The sequence below is a fragment of the Halorubrum sp. 2020YC2 genome, from assembly GCF_018623055.1.
In the GTDB taxonomy this organism is placed as follows: domain Archaea; phylum Halobacteriota; class Halobacteria; order Halobacteriales; family Haloferacaceae; genus Halorubrum.
This window is the reverse complement of sequence record NZ_CP076019.1, coordinates 2,711,576-2,728,891: the sequence shown is the minus strand read 5'-3', so window position 1 is coordinate 2,728,891 and position 17,316 is coordinate 2,711,576. Positions and strand designations below refer to the sequence as shown.

Below are 17,316 nucleotides of genomic sequence, written 5' to 3'. Positions count from 1 at the left end.
CTGACTCCGTTCTCGAAACCCGGATAGCGACGTGCTAACGACTGACGGCGCTCAGGAGAGCCAGATCGCCGCGGAGCAGACGACCGCGACCGCGACGACGTGACCGACCACCGCGCCGAGCAGCACCGGTTCGGTGAGCAGGAACGGCACGAGGGCGAGCTGGACGACCGAGAACCCGATGTTCTCGGCGTCGAGCCGCCGGACGGTTTTCCGCTCCTCGGGCGAGAGGTCGACGTGGACCGCGCGCCACAGCGCGACGACGGCGCTCCACCACGAGGTGCCGATCCGGTACGTCAGGTCCCAGAGGACGAGCAGCGTGAGGTAGACGACCGGGAGCGGCGGGTCCGACCCGAACAGCCGGTCGATGAGCGTCGGTCCCGCGGCCCCGTCCCACGCGAACAGGTAGGTCACCAGCGCGATGAACGCCAGCACGCCCAACACGATCTCGATGCTCGACCCGAACAGCAGCCGCTTGTGTTCGGGCGGCGTCCCGAGCAGCCGGTTCTTCGCGCCCAGCCGGTGCATCTCGACGCTGCCGACCGCCGCGACGACGACGGCGACCGTCCCGGCCGCCACGGCGTCCCAGGTCCCGTAGTACCAGCCGAGCCCCACCACGCCGACCTCGAAGATGACGAACTGGAGCGCGACCGCCAGGGTCCGCGAGATGCCGAGTCCGGGGATCCCCCCGACGAGGCTCTCGTACACCCACGTCTCCCCGTACTCGCGGCTCACGGCGAGACCCCGGGGAGCGCGCTCAGTCGCGACGCCTCCGCGTTCCGCGACTCGGTCAGCGCCCGCGCGACCCCCAGTTCGAAGGACGTGCGCTCCACGGGCACGAACTCTCGGATCCGGTCGTCCTCGACGATCACGGTGTTGCGGAGTCCCTCGACAAGCGACCGGGCGAGGTAGGGGTTCACGTCGGTGACGAGCCGGAGCCACCGGGCCGACAGCTCCGGGCTCAACACCGGGACCCTGACGATCCGGAGGCCGCCGCCGAGCTGTCGCCGGGTTCTGCGGAGGATCTCGGCGTAGGTCAACACCTCTGGGCCGCCGATCTCGAACGTCTCGCCCGCGGTCTCGGGCGCGTCGAGGACCCCCGCGAGGTACGCGACCACGTCGGCTATCGCGATCGGCTGGCACAGCGTGTCGACCCACTTCGGGGTGATCATCACCGGGAGCCGCCGCGCCAGCCCGGCGATCACCTCGAAGCTGGCGCTGCCGGCGCCGATGATGATCGCGGCCCGGAGCGTCGTGAGCGCCGGGCCCCCCTCCCCGAGGATCCGCTCCACCTCGCGCCGCGACCGGAGGTGTTCGGAGAGGTCGTCCCGGTCCTCACCGAGCCCGCCGAGGTAGACGATCCGGTCGATCCCCGCCTCCGACGCGGCCGCGGCGAAGTTGGTCGCGCAGTTCCGGTCCCGCTCCTCGTAGCCCGGGCCGCCGTCCATCGAGTGGACGAGGTAGTAGGCGGCGTCGACGGTCTCGCCGTCGAGTTCGAACGCCGGGGGGAGCGTCTCCGGTTCCAAGAGGTCGCCCTCGACGACGGCGACGCCGTCGGGGGCCGCGTAGCCGTCGGCGTCGCGGACGAGCGCGACCACGTCGTGGCCGCGCGCGAGGAGCGTCGGGACCAGTCGGTTCCCGACGAATCCGGTCGCGCCGGTGACGAGCACTCGCATACCGTTCCCTCGGGCGGAGCGACCATAAGCCTCGGCCCGGACGGACCTCGCTCGGGGGCGCGGTCGTCGCGAGCGCCCCCGAGCGAGTCGGCTCGCGGACCGATCGCTAGAAGTGCCCCCGGGTTCCTCGTCCGGTATGCGCGCTGGCGAGTTCGAACCGGTCCGCGGCGTCGAGGACCTGTACGTCCACGACACCGGCATGTTCGACACCGACGAGTACGGCGCCGTCTACGTGTACGACGCCGAGCGACCGATCGTGATAGACACCGGCACGGGGGCGAACCGGGAGGCCCTCTTCGAAAGTATCGAGCAGATCGGAGTCTCCCGCGAGGAACTCGCGTGGATCCTCCCCACCCACGCCCACCTCGACCACGCCGGGGGCGCGGGCCACCTCGCGGAGCGCTACCCGAACGCCGAGGTCCGGGTCCCCGAGGAGGGCGTCCGCCACCTCGTCGACCCCGAGGCCCTCGTCGCCGGCACCAAGTCGGCGGTCGAAGAGCAGTGGGAGTACTACGCGGAGCCGAGGCCGGTCCCCGACGACCGGATCGAGGGGGTGAGCGAGGGCGACCGGATCGACCTGGGCGACCGCGAGTTAGTCGTCCACGACGCGCCCGGGCACGCGCCCCACCACGCGGTCTACCACGACCCCGACGCGGCGGTCGTGTTCTCGGCCGACGCCGCCGGCATCTACGTCCCGGAAATCGACGCGGTGACCCCGACGTCGCCGCCGCCGCAGTTCGACTTCGAGCGGTGTCTCGACGACATCCGGCTGATCGAGGATCTGGACCCGGAGACGGTCTGTTTCGGCCACTTCGGACCGCGGAGCTGCGACGCCGACCTGCTCGGGGAGGCGAAGCGCGCGTTCGTCGAGTGGGTCGAGCGGGTCAGGGAGAAGCGCGCCGAACTCGACGACGACGAGGCGGTCGTCGACCACTTCGAGGCGGCGAGCCGCGACATCGACTACTGGAACCCGGAGCGGGCGCGCGCGAACACGAGCCTGAACACGCGAGGCGTGTTGACGTACCTCGACCGCGTCGACGACGGGGAGTGACTCGCCGGCCGCGACGCGGTAGCCGGGCGAGACCCGGCCGCGTCGCGGCCCCGCCGAGAGAAACGCCCTAAACCCCGCCGCCCGTAGCCCCGCCCAGATGGGCATCTTCGACACGATACGGGCCGTGCTCGGGACGAGCGCGGAGACCGACGCGACCCGCGACGCGGACCCCGAGGACCTCTTCGGGATGTCGACCGCGTACATGACGATGGAGGCCGACCTCGGCTACGACCACTGCGGGGAGGCCGCGCTCTGCTTCTCCGGCGTCGACAGCACCCGCTTCGACGACGCGGTCGAGACGGTCGAGGCCATCCTCGAGGCCGGCGAGATAGAGACCGGCACGGGGTTCCACCGCCACGAGGACGACCACGGCTACCACTGGTTCGTCTTGGAGGACGACGACCCGGAGGACCTCGTGACGAGCGTCCACTTCGCCGCCGACCAGTTCATCGAGGAAGGGTTCGGCTCGCGGCTGCTCGCGGCCGTCTTCGGCTTCGAGAGCGGCGACGGGCCGGCCTACTGGATCTACTCGTTCCGGCGCGGCGCGTACTACCCGTTCGCGCCGCGGGGGACGGACGACCGGAACCAGCGGATCGAGTTCAAGCTCCAGTCGGTCCTCGACGGCGAACTCGGCTTAGAGGACGACGAGTCCTACTGGTACCCCCTGTGGCCCGACGCGCGCGGGAAGCATCCGTGGGAATGAGCGGCGACCCGACCGCGGAGCCGTCGGGCGGGCGGAACGCTCCGAGAAAGCGGGTCCTCCGGGGCGTCGCGGTCCAGACCGCGGCCGTCGCCGCGGCGGTCCACCTGCTGTGGGCGTGGCCGCGGCTCGGGTCCCCGCCGGACGCGCGACCCTACCTCTTCCTCGCGGGGAGCGCGCTCGCGGTGGCGGTCGCCGTCGCGACGCTTCGCGCGGGCGAGTACCGCCGGCTGTACGCGCTCGGCGCGGGGACGCTCGCGACGTTCCTCGGCGGGTTCGTCGCGTGGCACGGGACCGGAGCAGTCGCCGCGCTGGCGGCGGAGCCGCTGGCGGTCGCCGCGGCGGCCGTCGAGGCCGTCGGGGTCGCCGCCTACCTCGCGCTGTACCGGCTCGCGCCGCCGACGAGCGTCGTCGTCGAGCGCCGACGGGGAGGCGAGGCCGGGACGGAGGAGGCCGAGACGGCGGAACGGGAAGGGAGCGAGGAGGAGCGGACCGCGGGAGAGCCGTCGTGACCGACGCGTACCGAACGGTGGCCGAGCGCGCCACCGCCCGGTTCGAGGTCCAGGGGTCGGAGTTCCTCGGCCACGTCGCGCCCGCCGACACGGTTGAGGCGGCGGAGTCGTTCGTCGAGGCGGTCCGGGACGAGTACGCCGACGCGACGCACAACGTGCCCGCCTACCGGGTTCCCGCGGGCGAACCCTCCGAGCGCGCGCCGGGGTCGGAGCCGATGTTACGGGAGTACTCGTCCGACGACGGCGAGCCGACCGGGTCGGCGGGGAAGCCGGCGCTGAACGTCCTCCAGCAGCGCGAGGTCCGGAACGTCGCCGCGGTGGTGACGCGGTACTACGGCGGGACGAACCTCGGGGTCGGCGGCCTCGCGCGAGCTTACTCGCGCGCGGCGAAGGACGGCGTCGACGCGGCCGGGGTGATCGAGGAGCGACCGCACCGGAGTCTGGTCGTCGAGACGGAGTACGACGACTCGGGGACCGTTCGAGGCGTGATCGAGTCGACGGGCTTCGAGTTCGACGCGGACTACGGCGAGCGGGTCCGGTTCGACCTTCGCGTGCCGGTCGCGGAGGTCGAGGAACTCCGCGAGCGGCTCAACGACGCGACGAGCGGTCGGGTGGAGATCGGTCGCTGACGTCCGCTGACGGGGGAGCTACGAGAACTTCCGGACCGTCATGTCGAGGGTGTCCAGGTCGAGGATGGGGGCGTAGCCGGCGTCGGGGTCGATGTTGACGGACTTCTGGAAGTCGGTCTGGGCCTGCCAGCAGCCGGAGTTGACCGCGAGTACGTTGTGGTACTTCCCCCACCCGAGCTTGTGGACGTGGCCGGTGTGGAACACGTCGGGCACGTCCTCCATGACGAGGTAGTCGCGCTCCTCGGGCGCGACGCGGGTGTGGCCGCCGAACTGCGGCGCGACGTGGCGCTTCTTCAACAGCTGGTACATCGCCTTGTGCGGCTCGTCGTAGCTCGCCTTCTCCTCGGGTAGCTCCGCGATCACCTCGTCGAGCGAGACGCCGTGGTACATCAGCACCTCGACGCCCTCGACCGAGACCGTGGCCGGGTTCGAGACGATCCGCGCGTCGTGTACGTCCATGATGGACCGGATCTCGTCGTTGAACCCGGGCTGCGGCTCGGCCAGCCGGACCGCGTCGTGGTTCCCGGGGATCATCACGACCTCGGTGTCCGCGGGCACTTCCTTGAGGTGTTCCGCGAAGACCTCGTACTGCTCGTAGATGTCGACGATGTCCAGCTCCTCGTCCTGGTCGGGGTAGACGCCGACGCCCTCGACCATGTCGCCCGCGAGCAGGAGGTACTCCACGGGGTCGGCCTCTGGCGTGTGGAGCCAGTCGGTGAAGCTGTGCCACGCGTCGGCCATGAACTCGTCGCTGCCGACGTGGACGTCGGAGATCAGCGCGGCCTGGACGTGGCGGTCGGCCCCGCCCGGGTTGTGGGTTCGGGGAACGTCGGGGAAGTGGAGCGAGTCCGCGAAGAGGATGCCGGCGTCGTCAGCGAGCGTCCCCTCGACGGCGACGCACTCGTCTAAGAGGATCTCGTCGACGAGGTCCGCGAGGCCCTTGTCCTTCATCACGAGGGCGGGGAAGGTCCCGGTGGTGTCCTCCAGCTCGACGAGCCAGTGGCCGGACTTGGTGGAGCGGACGTCGTTGACGAGGCCGATCATCGCGGCGTCGCTGCCCCCGGGCATGTTCGCGATCGCCTCGGCGGGCCGGTGGTTGACGCGGCCGCGGAGGATCTTCGAGAGCCGCTCGTAGCGGTCGCGGAACGTCGTCACGAAGTCGGCGTACTCGCCGGTCCCCGTGCTGCGGCCGGTCATGTCGTTGCCGACTTCCAGGTCGCGCAGGTCGGGGTCCCGAGAGCGTTCGGAATCCGGAGAGCGTTCGGAGTCGCGAGACCGGTCGGAATCGCTCGTCGGAGCGGTCCGTTCGGAGTCGCTGGTCGGGGAGTCGACGGGCTCGGAACCGACGCTCGCCGCGGCTCCGGAACCGGCGGTCGCGGCGTCCGGGGCCACGCGCTCGGATCCCGTCGCGGACCGTCCGTGGTCTTGGTTGCCAGACCCCTTCGTTTCAACTGGAGATTGTCCGGTCTCCTCGGGCGAGGCCGTCGATCTCTCGCCGTCGGCGGTGGCCTCGCGGACGTGGTCGGCGGTGATCCGGAGGGCCTCGTCGGGGGCGTGGTCGACCGCGGCCGCGACGGCGGCGGCGGGGTCGGTCGCGCCCGCGAGCAGGGTGACCGCCTCGCGCTCGGCGTTGTAGCCGCGCTCGGCGAGGGCTTTCGCGATCCGGGCGTTCGACTCCAGCGGCACGCTACTCGAAAGGTGGGTCTCGGTCAAAACCGTTCCGGAGGCGTCGGGCCGGCCGTCGGGCTGAGCCGTCGGTCGGGTCGGGCGCAAAGCCGGAGGCGACGTCCGCACCCGGAAGCTTATGAACGAAACCCGCCAATGCCGTCGTAATGGACGAAGGGGATCGGCCGACGGACGCCGACGGGTCGGCCGGTCGAGACGAGTCGAGAAGCGAAGAGTCGGAGGACCGCCTCGACAGGTCGGACGGCGAAATCGCCGGCGAGCCGAGCGGCGACGCCCCCGATGACCCGGCCGAGGGCGATCCCACAGTCGACGACGGACCGGACGAGCAGACCGGTGGTTCTCGCGCGGGCGAGCCTGCCGACGATTCCGAGACGAGCGAGCCGAGCGGCGACTCCGAGGTACCGGACGGAGATCGAACCGGACCCGACTCCGAGGTACCGGACGGGGAGCGAACCCCGTCCGGATCCGGTGCCGTGTCCGCGTCTGGGACTGCGTTCGGATCCGGGTCCGCGTCCGACGCGGGGAAGACCGGGGACGGGGACGAGTCAGTCGGTGTCGGGGGGGAAGTCGCCGGCGAGGATCGCGCCGAGGCGTCCGAGCCGTCGGAGCCGGACGGGAACGACTCCCTGTGGTATCGGTTCCGTCACGACCGCGACGGCGCGCTGATGTGGCTCCGAGAGATGCTGTCGAGCGTCGGCGTCGTCCTGCTGGTCGGGCTGCTGCTGTTCGGCGTCAGCGGCATCTGGCCGCCGATGGTCGCCGTCGAGTCGGGCAGCATGGAGCCGAACATGCGGGTGGGCGATCTGGTGTTCGTGACGGAGCCGGGGCGGCTCGCGCCGGACGCGGCCGACAACGGCGTCGGCGTCGTGACCCACGAGGCGGGAGCGGAAGCCGACTACCGGACGTTCGGCTCCTACGGCTCGGTCGTGATATACACGCCCCCCGAGCGGACCGGATCGCCGATCATCCACCGGGCAATGTTCCGGGTTACCGAGGGCGAGAACTGGTACGACCGCGCCGACGGGCAGTATCACAACGCCGTCGACTGCGGGTCGCTCGCCAACTGCCCGGCGCCGCACGACGGGTACATCACGCTCGGGGACAATAACGGGGCCTACGACCAGGCCAGCGGCCTCTCGCCGCCGGTCAAGGCCGAGTGGGTCGACGGGGTCGCCCGCCTCCGGGTCCCGTACCTCGGGTACATCCGCCTGCTCGCGACGGGGCAGGTGGAGCTGAACGAGGCGATAGCGGGGACGGTGGGGAGCGGCCTTCCGTCGGCGGGTCCGGCCCTCGCTTCGTCCGCTCCGGCGGCGTAGCGGGCGTCTCGACGGCGCGAGTCAGTTGTCGAACCGGGCCTGGACGAACGGCTGCGCGTTCTCGATGTCTCCGAGTCGCGAGTCCGACAGGAGGACCGCCTCGGTCTCCTCGACGGGCACGGAGAGGCCCATCTCCTTCGTCCGGCCGTAGCGGCCCTTCGAGACGACGACGGCGTTGACGATCCCGAGCATGTCGAGTTCGCTGATGAGGTCGGTGACGCGCCGCTGGGTCAGCACGTCGGCGTCGATCTCCTCGCAGAGTCGCTTGTAGATGTTGAACACCTCGCCGGTGTTGATGTTGTGGACGCCGTTCTTCTCTAAGAGTATCACGGCGAATAAGACGATCTTGCTCTGGGTGGGGAGAGTCCGGACGACCTCGACGACACGGTCGAGTTCGATCTTGTCCTGCGCCTGCCGGACGTGTTTCTCCGCGACGATCTCGGCTTGCGAGCGCTCGGCCAGTTCGCCCGCGGTGCGGAGGAGGTCGAGCGCGCGGCGCGCGTCACCGTGTTCCTGCGCCGCGAACGCCGCGCACAGCGGGATCACGTCGTCGGTGAGCGCGTCGGGCTTAAAGGCGGTGTCGGCGCGGTGCTGGAGGATGTCGCGGAGCTGGTTGGCGTCGTACGGCGGGAAGACGATCTCCTCTTCGCCCAGGCTCGACTTGACGCGGGGGTCGAGGAAGTCGGTGAACTTCAGGTCGTTCGAGATCCCCATGATCGAGATGCGTGAGCGGTCGAGTTCGGAGTTCATCCGCGAGAGGTTATACAGGGTGTCGTCGCCGCTCTTCTCGACGAGCTTGTCGATCTCGTCGAGCATGATCACGACCACGCGCTCGTGGTAGTCGACCGCCTCGAAAAACGTCGAGTAGACGCGGTCGGTGGGCCACCCCGTCATCGGGACCTCCTCCATCTCGTCGGCGTCGTCCTCCAACGTCTCGACTCGGTCGTCGAGCTCCGCGACCGAGTCGAACTCGGTGCCGGCGAGCGCGGCGCTCGCGTCGCGGCCGGCGGCCTCCTCGGCGTCGGTCGCCTCGGCCCGGAGCGCTTCGAGGCGGTCGAGGCGGTCGGAGATGACCTCCTGATTCTCCTCGATGAACGTGTTCGCGAGCTGGGCGAGGACGCGGTACTGGGTGTCGGTCACCTCGCAGTTGATGTACTCGACCTCGCAGGGAACGTCGTACTTCTGTGAGGTGGACTCGAGCTCCTGAGAGACGAACTTGGCGGAGGCGGTCTTCCCGGTCCCCGTCTTCCCGTAGATGAGGATGTTCGACGGGGTCTCGCCGCGGAGCGCGGAGACGAGGATGGTCGCCATCCGGTTGATCTGGTCGTTCCGGTGCGGGAGTTCGTGCGGGGTGTACGAGGGGCGGAGGACCTCCTTGTTCTCGAATATCGGCTCGCCGGAGAGGAGGTCGTCGAACAGCCCCTGGTTCTCGTCTTCGTCGTCGAGGACGACACCGTCGAGGTCGACGTCCGGGGACGAGCGGTCGCGCCCCCCGTTACCGATCCCCGCGGTTTCAGGTGCGGCGCCGGTCGGAGGGTCGGACGGGGAGGTCGACCCCGACGCCGGATCGGCGTCGACGTCTGACCGACCGAGATCCGAACTTCCGTTGAGGTCGGAATCGACGTCGAGGTCAGAATCGGGGTCGGAATCGACGTCGAGACTGGAACCGAGGTCGGTCCCATCGGCAGGGTCGGTCCCGTTACCGGGGCTGGTCCCGTCGGCGGAGTCGGGGTCGGTTCCGGTCGGATTGTCGGAGTCGGAACTTCCGACCTCGGCTTCGTCGGCGTCGGAGTCGTTGCTACGTTCCGGACCGTCGCCGTCGTCCGGGTCGGTGCCGTCGTCAGCCCGCGGTGTGTGATCGCCTTCGTCCATGTGAACCCCTCCGTTTCAGGTGGAGACGGTCGGGCGAGTCGGTTCTCACGCCGTCTCCCGTCGGAAATACGGACCTGTGGTCGAATTGGAGGCCGACCACGTCCAGTTGATACACTCGAACCAGATGAAGAGACGGTACAAAAGTGTTCCTCTCTGGAGTTGAAACGGTCCTCCCGTACGGGACGCCGCGTCGACTCGAAGCGATTCGAGTCGATCGAGAGGTTCTTACGCCCGTTTGCGACGGATTCAGATCGACAAAGGCTGGATCCGACCGGGAGTATTTCCGGTGGAACGCGGGAGCTTGGTGTGTGCGATCCGGCTAGTACGTTCCCCTGCGTTCGGCGTCCAGATCCCGTCGCACTTCGGATCCCGTCGCACCGTCGGTCCGCTCGTTAGGCCGTTGACCGGTCCCGATGTCGGTGTTTCATTCCCGGGGTTGCCGAGGTCTCTCTCGAGTGTCGGCTGCCGGCTCCGTTGAACCCGTCCGGTTTTCCGTGTCGTAGTTAGTTATATCACACTTGCTTGTGCCATGGTTCCTTGTGTCGGCGGTTCTTCTGCCGTGAGTCTTTCTGCCGTGAGTCTTTCTGCCGTGAGTTCTTTTACCGTGAGTTCGTCTGCCGTGGGTTCCCGTGGTGTAATGTCACATATATCACGTCACGGTGATGGTCCCGATTCGGTGGACCCCCCCACCCCTTCGTTTCGGGTGGAACGGGAAACTGGGGTGGGGAGGGGCGGGGAGGGGTGTTTACACACCGGTAGTTTTAATATAATATCTGTACAACAGTACCCTCGACAATCCTCTCAAAATTATATTAGTAGAGCTGTAGTTGTTTTATCTAAATATAGTTCGATAATTACGATCGCCGCACCGACCCCCACCGCATCACCGCCCACCACCCGACCCATCCACACCGTTCCACCCGAAACGAAGGGGTGGGGGGGAAGGTATCGAACTCGACACCCAGTTACCGACTCCGTTGTCCGAGACCGATGGGCGGCCGATGGCGCTCGACCTGAAACGTCCGGCCGGGGAGGTTTGACGAGCAACGCCCAGCCGGCGACGCTCGACCGACGGCGTTCGACGAGGGACGTCCGACCGAAATCTTCGACGAGCGACGAATATCACGGTCGACGCCGATAGTTTTACCAACCGGTAAACAAACTGTACGGACACCTATGACACGAACGGCCACGTCAGACGGGGTGGTTCGGTGACTGATACCGACAGAGCCGGAACCAGCGATACCGACAGAGCCGGAACCAGCGATACCGACAGAGCCGGGACTGAGACCGAGACCGGGGGTTCTCCGTCCGGGGCGACAGGCGACGGCCCGGTCGGCGGGAAAATTCTGGAGGGCGTTACCGTCATCGACCTCTCGACGTTCGTCACCGGCGGGTTCTGCTCCGCGATGCTGGCGAACCAGGGCGCCGAGGTCGTGAAGATCGAACAGCCCGGCTACGGCGACGCGGTCCGGCACTCCGGTCCGCCGTTCATCGAGGGCGAGTCGCCGTACTACTGGACGCTGAGCTACGGGAAGAAGAGCCTCGAACTCGACCTGAAAAACGACGACGCCAAGGAGGCGTTATACGAGCTGGTCGAGGAGGCGGACATCTTCATCCAGAACTTCCGCCCCGGCACCGCCGAGCGGCTCGACGTCGACTACGAGACGCTCACCGACCACAACGAGGACCTGATCTACCTCGCGATATCGGCGTTCGGACAGACCGGCCCGTGGCGCGAGCGGTCCGGGTACGATCTGCTCATTCAGGGGATGAGCGGGATCATGAGCGTCACCGGCGAGGCGGACCGGCAGCCGGTGAAGGTCGGCCTGCCGATGACGGACCTGATCACCGCGATGTGGGCCGCGTTCGGCGCGACCACGGCCCTCTACCGCAGGGGGCAGACCGGCGAGGGCGAGTACATCGACCTCGGGATGCTCGAAGCCACCCTCCCGTGGCTCACCAAGCAGGCCGGCATAGTGTTCGCGGGCGAGGAGACGAAGCGCATGGGGACGAAAGACCCCGTGCTGGCCCCCTACCAGACGTTCGAGACGAAAGACGGGTTCATCAACATCTGTATCCTCAACGAGAAGCTCTGGGGCGAGCTCTGCGAGGCGCTCGACCGGCCCGATCTCCCGGATGACGAGCGCTTCGAGCAGAACGCGGACCGCGTGGAGCACCTCGACGAACTCGAAGCCGAAATCGAGGCCACCCTCGCGGACAAGACCACGGACGAGTGGATCGAGGTCATCGCTGAGGACGCGGGCGTCCCCGCCGGCCCGGTGTACAGCGTCGAGGAGGCGCTCGACAGCCCGCAGATCGAGGCCCGAGGGACCGTCACCGAGATCGAACACCCCGAACTCGGTGAGGTCCCCGTGATCGAGCACCCGCTCAAGTTCCGCAACGCGGAGAGCGGCTTCGAACTTCCGCCCCCGCTCTTGGGCGAACACAACCGCGAGGTGTTCCGCGAACGCGGCTACTCCGAGGCGGAGATCGACCGCCTCGCGGAACTCGGCGTGTTCGGGGACGAAGACGACGAGAGCGACGCCGGCGACGCGGACGACGCCGGCAACCCGGACGACGCCGGCGACGCGGACGACGCCGGCAACCCGGACGACGCCGGCGACGCGGACGACGTGAATGACGACTGAGGTGCGCGTCGCCGGCGTCGGGATGACCCCGTTCGAGAGCGACTCCGGGCGCTCGCCCACCGATCTCGCCGCCACGGCCGCCGAAGCGGCCCTCGCGGACGCCGCGGTCGACCCCGCGGCCGTCGACGCGCTCCACTTCGGCAACGCCCTCGCGGAGGCGCTAGACGAGAGCGCGGGCCTCGCGAACGCGCTCGCGGCCGCCCTCGGGCTCGACGGCGCCTCCGCGGACCGGGTCGAGAACACGAGCGCGACCGGCGCGAGCGCGTTCCACCGCGGGGTCGAGGGCGTCGAGAGCGGCGCCACGGGGAGCGCCGAGGACGACGGCACCGACGTCGCCCTCGTCGTCGGCGCCGAGAAGATGTCCGCGGGCGACACGCGGAGCGTCACCGAGGCGATCAGCCGGCTCGTCCACCGGCGGGAGTACGCGCAGGGGATCACCCTCCCCTCCTTCGGCGGACTCGCCGCGGGCGCCTACCTCGACCGCCACGACGCGCCCCGCGAGTCGCTCGCCGCGGTCGCGAGCAAGAACCACGGGAACGCGGTCGACAACCCTGTCGCCCAGTTCCGCAAGCCGATCGACGTGGCGGACGCGCTCGACTCGCCCGTCGTCGCCGCCCCCCTTCGCCTGTACGACTGCTGTCCGATGTCCGACGGCGCCGCCGCGGCGGTCCTGGCGCGGACTGCGGGTGACGATCCCGGCCCCCGAGACGCCCCCCGCGTCGCCGGTATCGCGAGCGAGACGGGCACCCACGCCGTGGCCGAGCGTCCCGACCCCCTCTCGATCGACTCCGTCCGGACCGCGGGCGAGCGCGTCTTCGACCGCGCCGGAGTCGGTCCCGACGACGTCGACGTCGCCTGTATCCACGACGCGTTCACCGTCCTCGAACTGATCGAACTCGAAGAGCTGGGGTTCTACGAGACGGGGACCGCGTGGGAGGCGACGCTCGACGGCGACACCGCGCTCGACGGCGACCTGCCGGTCAACCCCGGCGGTGGGCTGAAGGCGCGGGGCCACCCGCTCGGCGCGACCGGGCTCTCACAGATCGTCGAACTCGTGTGGCAACTGCGCGGCGACCCCCCGAGACCCGGCGCGTCGACGGCGCGGAAACCGGGTTCGCGATCAACGTCGCCGGCTTCGGAAACAACAGCGTCTGTACGGTGTTGCGCGCGTGACCGAGTCCAACGACGACTCTCCCCCGACGCCCGCTTCGCCTGCGGACCGGGACCTCCGCGCGGACCGCGCCTTCGTCTGGGACGACTGCGGGCGCCGTTGGTACTACGACCGCCGCCGATGCCCGGGCTGCGGCCGCTCCTCGGTCGAGGCCTCGACGGTTCGACTCGAAACGGGGGCGGTCGTCGCGACGACGACGGTCGAGACCACGCCGCCGGACGTCCGCGCGCCGAACCACCTCGCGCTGGTCCGGTTCGACGAGGTCCGGCTGATCGCGCAGGCCGCCGACGGCGACCTGTCTCCCGGCGACGCCGTGCGGTTCGACGGCTCCCACCGGCTTCGCGACGGGCGCGATGAGACCGACCCGCGGCTCGTCGCGGTCGACGACTCGTAGAATCGAAAGCGCGCCGCCGCGAATCTCGGTTCGACCGCCTCTGCCGTTACCCTCCTACTCGGTCCGTTCCAGCGACTCGAAGATGAACTCGTCCATCGCCTTCCGCGCCTCTGCGGGCGCGTCGTCGTGGCCGAGCGATATCCGGCGCCCGCGGGCGGCGTGGATGACGTCGGTCACCAGCTGGCCCATCCGTTCGGCGTCGACGTCGCGGAAGACGCCGTCCTCTATCCCCTCCTCGACCACCTCGACGATGCTGCCGCGGAGCCGCTCGTAGTGCTCGTTGAACACCTCCCGGTGTTCGCCGTCGTTTTGCGCCTGCGTGTACAGCTCGTGGTACACCTTCATCCGGTCCCAGTGACTGAACTCCTCGAACTCGGGCCCGAACAGACACTGGTCGACGCGCGCGCGCAGTTCGGTCCGGGGGTCGGCGTCCCCCTCGACGACCACGCTCCCCTCGTACTGGTCGATGATGTGTTCGAGGAACGAGGACATGAGGTCGTACTTCCCGTCGAAGTGGTAGTGGATCACCTGTCGGGTGAGGTCCATCTCCTCGCCGATGTCGCGCATCCGGAGGTCCTTGTACCCGTGCTTGCTCAGCGCGCGGAACGTCGCCTCCATGATCACCTCCTTCGTGTCTTTGGAGGACACCGTCTCGTCGCCGGTGTCGGCGTCGCCGGCGTCGGCGTCGCCGGCGTCGGCGTCGTCGGCCGGGGACTCGGCGGGTTCGCTCGCCGATCCGCCGTGTGATTCGCTCATACCCACACTCTACGTGTGAGGTACATAATACGATTGCTCCTCCTCTTTCTCCGATCGCCGCGTTTACCGCCCGGTAAACTTTTAACCTCTTGGTCAAACCCTATTATCGAACATGACACAAACGATCGTGCGAAACGGGACCGTGGTCTCGCTCGACCCGGACGTGGGGGAGTTCGACGAGGCCGACGTCCTGATCGAGGACGGGGAGATAATCGAGGTCGGGACCGGGCTGTCGGCGTCGAACGCCGAGGAGATCGACGCCTCCGGAAAGATCGTCGTCCCCGGGTTCGTCGACTCGCACATCCACCTCGCGCAGACGCAGGTACGCGGGATCGCCGGCGACTGGTCGCTCATGGGCGAGTACTTCGACCACATGCTCGGCAACATCACCGGGCTCTACCGGCCCGAGGACATGTACCTCGGCGGGCTCTTCGGCGCGTTCGAGAAGCTCTACACCGGGACGACGACGGCGCTCGACTGGTCGTACCCCAACACGCTCGAACACGGCGAGCGCGCCGTCGACGCGCTACAGGACGCCGGCCTGCGCGCGGTGTACACCTACGGCCCGCCCGGCGACGACGCGGCGAAGTGGTGGTACGAGAGCGACGTCGGCCTCCCCGAGGAGAACATCCGCAGCCTCCACGAGGAGAAGATCCGCGACGACGACCTGCTCAGCCTCGCGCTCGGGCTCCGCGGCCCGGACTTCTGTACCGACGAGACCGCCCGCGCGGACCTCGAACTGGCTCGCGATCTGGGCGCGCTCTCGACGATCCACATGGGCGCCGCGCTGTGGCCGTCCTCGGTGTACGGCGACGACTACCAGGGGTTCGGCGCCATCGAGGACATGCTCGGCCCGGACGTCAACGTCGCCCACGGGAACCACTTCTCGCAGGAGGACGTCGACCACGCCGTCGAGCAGGGCGTCTCCTTCTCGTCGACCCCGAGGTCGAGATGCAGATGGGCCACGGCATCCCCGTCACCGGCAAGGTGCTCGAAGCCGGCGGCCGCCCGGCGTGGGGCGTCGACGTCTGCTCGAACATTAGCGGCGACATGGGGACCCAGATGCGGATCGGGATGCAGCTCCAGCGCATGTTCGACAATCAGGCGGTCTTGGAGGGTCACGAGGAGGTCACGGAAGTCAGTATCTCCGCGCGCGACACCTTGGAGATGGCCACCATCGAGGGCGCGAAGGCGCTCGGCCTCGACGACGAAATCGGGACGATCACGCCCGGCAAGCGCGCGGACCTCGTCTTGTTCGACGCCGATGACTTCCTGACCGCGCCCTGCCACAACCCGGTCCAGACGGTCGTGTTCCAGTCCGACCCCTCGCACGTCGACACCGTCCTCGTCGACGGCGAGGTCGTCAAGCGCGACGGCGACCTGACGAACCCGAAGGTCCGCGAGGAGTTCGACCGGTTCGTCGCCTCCGGCGAACGCCTGCTCGACGAGGCCGGCATCGACGCGTAACTCGCACCGGCCGTTCCCCGCCGTTTCGGGTCCGCCGTAATCGCCCGCTGACGAACCTTCCGAGGCGCCGACGAACCTTCCGAGGCGCCGACGCGACAACGACTCACACCACACCCAATGCGAATCGGACAATACACCGACAGCGATACGACGCGAACCGACAGCACAGCCGCGACCGACAGGACGTCCTCGGCCGCCGCCGGAACCGACCCTTGGGTCGGCGTCGCCACCGACGAGGGCGTCGTCGACCTCTCGACCGCCGGCGCCGCGGCCGGCGTCGACATCGGCCCCAAGACCAGCGACCTGCTGGCCGACTGGGAGTGGCGCCGCAAGGCCGACCTCGCGGTCGAGTACGCCGAGTCGACCGGCGTCGGCCTCCGCGACCCCGCCGACCTCGACCGCGCCGCCCCCGTCGACGACCCGCAGAAGGTCGTCTGCGTCGGGCTGAACTACCGCGACCACGCCGAGGAGGGCGACAACGAGATTCCGGACGAGCCGGTCCTCTTCTCGAAGTTCCCGACCTCCGTCGTCGGTCCCGAGGACGCGGTCCGCTGGGACCCCGACTACACCGAGAAGGTGGACTACGAGGCCGAACTCGTCGCCGTCATCGGGGAGCGCGCCCGCCGTGTCGACCCCGACGAGGCGATGGACCACGTCGCCGGCTTCACCGTCGGCAACGACGTCTCCGCGCGCGACCTCCAGCACGGCGACGGCCAGTGGGTCCGCGGGAAGAGCCTCGACACGTTCGCCCCGACCGGTCCCGACCTCGTCACGACCGACGAGGCCGGCGACCCCCACGACCTCGACATCTTCGCGGAGATCAACGGTGAGCGCCTGCAGGAGTCGTCGACCGAGAACCTGATCTTCGGCGTCGACGACCTGATCTCGTTCTGTAGTCAGGCGTTCACGCTCGAACCCGGCGATCTGGTGTTCACCGGCACGCCCCCGGGAGTGGGGGTCTACCGCGAGCCGCCGGTGCTGCTCGGGGACGGCGATTCAGTTACGGTCGGCGTCGAGGGCGTTGGCGAACTGACGAACGAGTTCGAGACGGAATAGGACCGCGGCTCCGTCGGGATCTTATAAATGATTACCGACGTCCTGACGCGATTCAAAGCCTCCGTCGATCGCTTATATAACGTTGCCTGCGGATCGGCGGTGAACGCCTCTGGAGTCCCAGTTGGTCGCTTATAAGTCGTTACTGGCGGAGTGACGACCTCCAAATCCCCAGCCGCGAGGCGGCCGTACGCTCGCTGTCGTTCGAAAGGCGCTTCGCGCCTTTCGTGATGACGAGACGCCTTCGGCGTCTCGAACCACGCTCCTCGCTCAGTCACTACGTTCCTTCGCTGCGGTGCTTGCGTCGTCATCAGAACGCGAAGCGTTCTGATTGGCTCACGAGAGCTTTGCTCTCGTGAACGCCTACGGTCGCCTCGCGACTGCC

The 17,316-nt window shown here is 68.8% G+C and carries 13 protein-coding genes and 2 pseudogenes; 10 read left to right on the top strand and 5 right to left on the bottom strand.

Features of this window, described 5'->3' with window-relative positions; genetic code table 11:
* Positions 1-51: 51 nt before the first annotated feature.
* Together KI388_RS13635 and KI388_RS13630 are read right to left on the bottom strand one after the other, a co-directional pair.
* Positions 52-732, bottom strand: coding sequence for a hypothetical protein (locus KI388_RS13635; protein WP_215087134.1), 681 nt, complete (start codon positions 730-732; stop codon positions 52-54).
* Positions 729-1,673 carry an NAD(P)H-binding protein gene (locus KI388_RS13630; RefSeq protein ID WP_215087133.1) on the bottom strand — a complete coding sequence of 315 codons (945 nt, stop codon included), beginning with the start codon at positions 1,671-1,673 and terminating at the stop codon, positions 729-731. Before KI388_RS13630 ends, KI388_RS13635 begins: the two co-directional genes overlap by 4 nt.
* A 136-nt stretch (positions 1,674-1,809) precedes the next feature.
* On the opposite strand from KI388_RS13630, the gene KI388_RS13625 reads away from it, so the two are divergent.
* The 4 genes from KI388_RS13625 (at position 1,810) to KI388_RS13610 (ending at position 4,565) form a co-directional block, all read left to right on the top strand.
* Positions 1,810-2,724, top strand: a complete 915-nt coding sequence (locus tag KI388_RS13625) for an MBL fold metallo-hydrolase (RefSeq protein WP_215087132.1) — start codon at positions 1,810-1,812, stop codon at positions 2,722-2,724.
* Between the two features lie 97 nt (positions 2,725-2,821).
* The gene (locus tag KI388_RS13620; RefSeq protein WP_215087131.1) at positions 2,822-3,427 is read left to right on the top strand and encodes a hypothetical protein; all 606 of its coding nucleotides are present in this window, start codon (positions 2,822-2,824) and stop codon (positions 3,425-3,427) included.
* Entirely contained in the window at positions 3,424-3,936 is a 513-nt protein-coding gene (locus KI388_RS13615) for a hypothetical protein (RefSeq protein ID WP_215087130.1), read from the top strand. Before KI388_RS13620 ends, KI388_RS13615 begins: the two co-directional genes overlap by 4 nt.
* Complete coding sequence (locus tag KI388_RS13610) at positions 3,933-4,565, top strand: YigZ family protein (RefSeq protein ID WP_215087129.1); 633 nt, start codon at positions 3,933-3,935, stop codon at positions 4,563-4,565. The genes KI388_RS13615 and KI388_RS13610 overlap by 4 nt, the downstream gene beginning before the upstream one ends.
* An 18-nt stretch (positions 4,566-4,583) precedes the next feature.
* Here the strand turns inward: KI388_RS13610 and KI388_RS13605 are convergent, their stop codons facing one another.
* Complete coding sequence (locus tag KI388_RS13605) at positions 4,584-6,251, bottom strand: DNA-directed DNA polymerase II small subunit (protein ID WP_215087128.1); 1,668 nt, start codon at positions 6,249-6,251, stop codon at positions 4,584-4,586.
* 146 nt (positions 6,252-6,397) lie between these two features.
* On the opposite strand from KI388_RS13605, the gene KI388_RS13600 reads away from it, so the two are divergent.
* Entirely contained in the window at positions 6,398-7,567 is a 1,170-nt protein-coding gene (locus KI388_RS13600) for a S26 family signal peptidase (RefSeq protein ID WP_215087127.1), read from the top strand.
* 21 nt (positions 7,568-7,588) lie between these two features.
* Here the strand turns inward: KI388_RS13600 and KI388_RS13595 are convergent, their stop codons facing one another.
* Positions 7,589-9,439: an orc1/cdc6 family replication initiation protein gene (locus KI388_RS13595; RefSeq protein WP_215087126.1), complete on the bottom strand. Its 1,851-nt coding sequence runs from the start codon at positions 9,437-9,439 to the stop codon at positions 7,589-7,591.
* 1,211 nt (positions 9,440-10,650) lie between these two features.
* Here KI388_RS13595 and KI388_RS13590 point away from each other — a divergent pair.
* The 3 genes and pseudogenes from KI388_RS13590 (at position 10,651) to KI388_RS13580 (ending at position 13,655) form a co-directional block, all read left to right on the top strand.
* The gene (locus tag KI388_RS13590) at positions 10,651-12,090 is read left to right on the top strand and encodes a CaiB/BaiF CoA-transferase family protein (RefSeq protein WP_215087125.1); all 1,440 of its coding nucleotides are present in this window, start codon (positions 10,651-10,653) and stop codon (positions 12,088-12,090) included.
* Positions 12,080-13,263, top strand: a pseudogene (locus tag KI388_RS13585) (thiolase family protein). Before KI388_RS13590 ends, KI388_RS13585 begins: the two are co-directional and overlap by 11 nt.
* The gene (locus KI388_RS13580) at positions 13,260-13,655 is read left to right on the top strand and encodes a hypothetical protein (protein ID WP_215087124.1); all 396 of its coding nucleotides are present in this window, start codon (positions 13,260-13,262) and stop codon (positions 13,653-13,655) included. Before KI388_RS13585 ends, KI388_RS13580 begins: the two are co-directional and overlap by 4 nt.
* Before the next feature lie 54 nt (positions 13,656-13,709).
* Here KI388_RS13580 and KI388_RS13575 read toward each other — a convergent pair whose 3' ends face one another.
* Positions 13,710-14,411: a TetR/AcrR family transcriptional regulator gene (locus KI388_RS13575; protein WP_215087123.1), complete on the bottom strand. Its 702-nt coding sequence runs from the start codon at positions 14,409-14,411 to the stop codon at positions 13,710-13,712.
* A 112-nt stretch (positions 14,412-14,523) separates the two neighbouring features.
* Here KI388_RS13575 and KI388_RS15610 point away from each other — a divergent pair.
* Both KI388_RS15610 and KI388_RS13565 read left to right on the top strand, forming a co-directional pair.
* Positions 14,524-15,878, top strand: a pseudogene (locus KI388_RS15610) (amidohydrolase family protein).
* 117 nt (positions 15,879-15,995) lie between these two features.
* Complete coding sequence (locus KI388_RS13565) at positions 15,996-16,934, top strand: fumarylacetoacetate hydrolase family protein (protein ID WP_215087122.1); 939 nt, start codon at positions 15,996-15,998, stop codon at positions 16,932-16,934.
* The last annotated feature ends 382 nt before the right edge of the window (positions 16,935-17,316 follow it).